Source organism: Dietzia sp. CW19 (assembly GCF_014145265.1).
Lineage (GTDB): Bacteria > Actinomycetota > Actinomycetes > Mycobacteriales > Mycobacteriaceae > Dietzia > Dietzia natronolimnaea.
The window spans coordinates 1-1,724 of record NZ_JAALEE010000156.1 but is presented as its reverse complement, the minus strand read 5'-3'; the positions used below and the strand labels follow the sequence as shown (position 1 = coordinate 1,724).

Here is a 1,724-nt window from a genome sequence, read left to right as displayed (position 1 = left end):
CGGCTGCCGCCGGGGTGGTGGATCGGTCCGCACCGGCCGTGCCGGGGGTGTTGACGGCCGGTGCGGGGTCTGTGGGGGCCGCCTGGTCGGCGGCCGGGGTGGTGGACTCGGTGGCGTCCACCGAGTCGTCGTCGTCGACCTCCACGCTGGGCGGCAGGGTGCCGTACAACGCCGCCGAGTCGCGCTCGACGTTGAGTACCTGGGCGCGGGGGCCCCGGTGCGTGGGCAGGTCGAGGGTCTTGGAGGCGAGGTTCGCCACGGTCGGGGCGTTCGCCACACCGACCTCGACGAAGCACTCGATGCCGAGTCCGCCGCGCTCCACGGGCGTGAAGAGCAGCTCCTGGGTCTCGATCCAGCGGACCGGGCTGGCGAACTGCCAGGCCAGCAGCTCGACCAGGAGGAGGCGTCCCAGACGCGTCGGGGTGGCAGACCAGGAGTCCCAGTCGGCCAGGACGTCGGCGAGGGAGTCGGCCGGCACGAGGTCGGCGATCTCCTGCACGAAGTCACGCTCGAGGCTGAACAGGCGCGGGACCAGGTTGGGGATGTAGCGGCCCACGAGCACCGAGATGTCGATGTCGTGCGGGATCAGCGCGTCGAGGGTGGCCCGGAAGTCCGGGACGCCGCCGCGCAGGACGGTGGAGTGGAAGGGCACGTCGATGCCCGGCACCAGGATGAAGGCGTTCTTGCCCCCGGACCGCTCGAGCTCACGCTCGACGGCCTTCTCCAGCGCCTTGCAGCCGGCGACGGTGCCGGCCAGCGCGTACTGGGATCCCGCGAGGTTGTAGTTGACGATCTCGATGAACTCACCCGAGTCCTCGGCCACGGCGGCCACCCAGTCCACGACCTCGTCGTCGCCGATGCCCATCTGCGACGGCCGGATCGCGGCCATCCGGTAGTCGGACCGGCCCTCGGAATCGCGCGGGACCAGCTCGTGCATGGTCGCTCCGCGCTGGAAGACGATCTCCAGCAGCGGCTCGAGCTCGAGCGTGCCGGAGATGGCCGCCAGAGCGTCGTACTCGCCGATCGAGTGGCCGGCGAAGTAGGCACCGTCGATGAACAACCCGTCGGCCTCGAGCTCGGCGCGCTGCGCCACCGCGAGGCACGCCATGGCGACCTGGGTGAACTGGGTGAGGTAGAGCACGCCGTCGGGATGCCGGTGGACGGTGCCACGGACGGTCACCTCGGTCGGGTTCTCACGGACCAGCGCCAGGATGGAGAAACCGAGGGCCTCGCGGGTGTGCGCGTCGGCGCGGTCCCAGATCTCGCGGGCGGCCGGGCAGCGGGTGCGTCCCTCCATGCCCATCCCCTTGGCCTGGATGCCCTGGCCGGGGAAGGCGTAGACGGTGCGCGGGGCCTCGGTCAGGGCGGTGGCGGCCATGACGGTGGCACCGTCGACCGTGCACGTGACCTCGAGGACCTGGCCGCCGGCGAGACGGCCGGTCTGGACGGCACGGACCTTGATGTGGTCGCCCGGTCGGACCGGGGCGAGCATGCGGGCGGTCCAGCCGGCGATCCGCAGGGCGGGGGTCTTCCCGTCCGAGGCCTGGACCGCGTGCTGCGCGGCGGCCGAGAGCCACATCCCGTGGACGATCACGCCGCCCAGGCCGGCGAGGTCGGCCGCGGTGTCGGAGACGTGGATGGGGTTGTGGTCGCCGGAGACCAGCGCGAAGGCGGTCATGTCGTGCGGCGCGATGAGCGAGGTGGACACCCGCTGCTGGCGGCTC

1 protein-coding gene is annotated in these 1,724 nt (G+C 72.2%); it reads right to left on the bottom strand.

Going from position 1 to position 1,724, the window contains the following annotated elements:
* A partial coding sequence (locus G6021_RS05480) for an acyltransferase domain-containing protein (RefSeq protein ID WP_182640812.1) occupies positions 1 to 1,724 on the bottom strand: 1,724 nt, incomplete at both ends.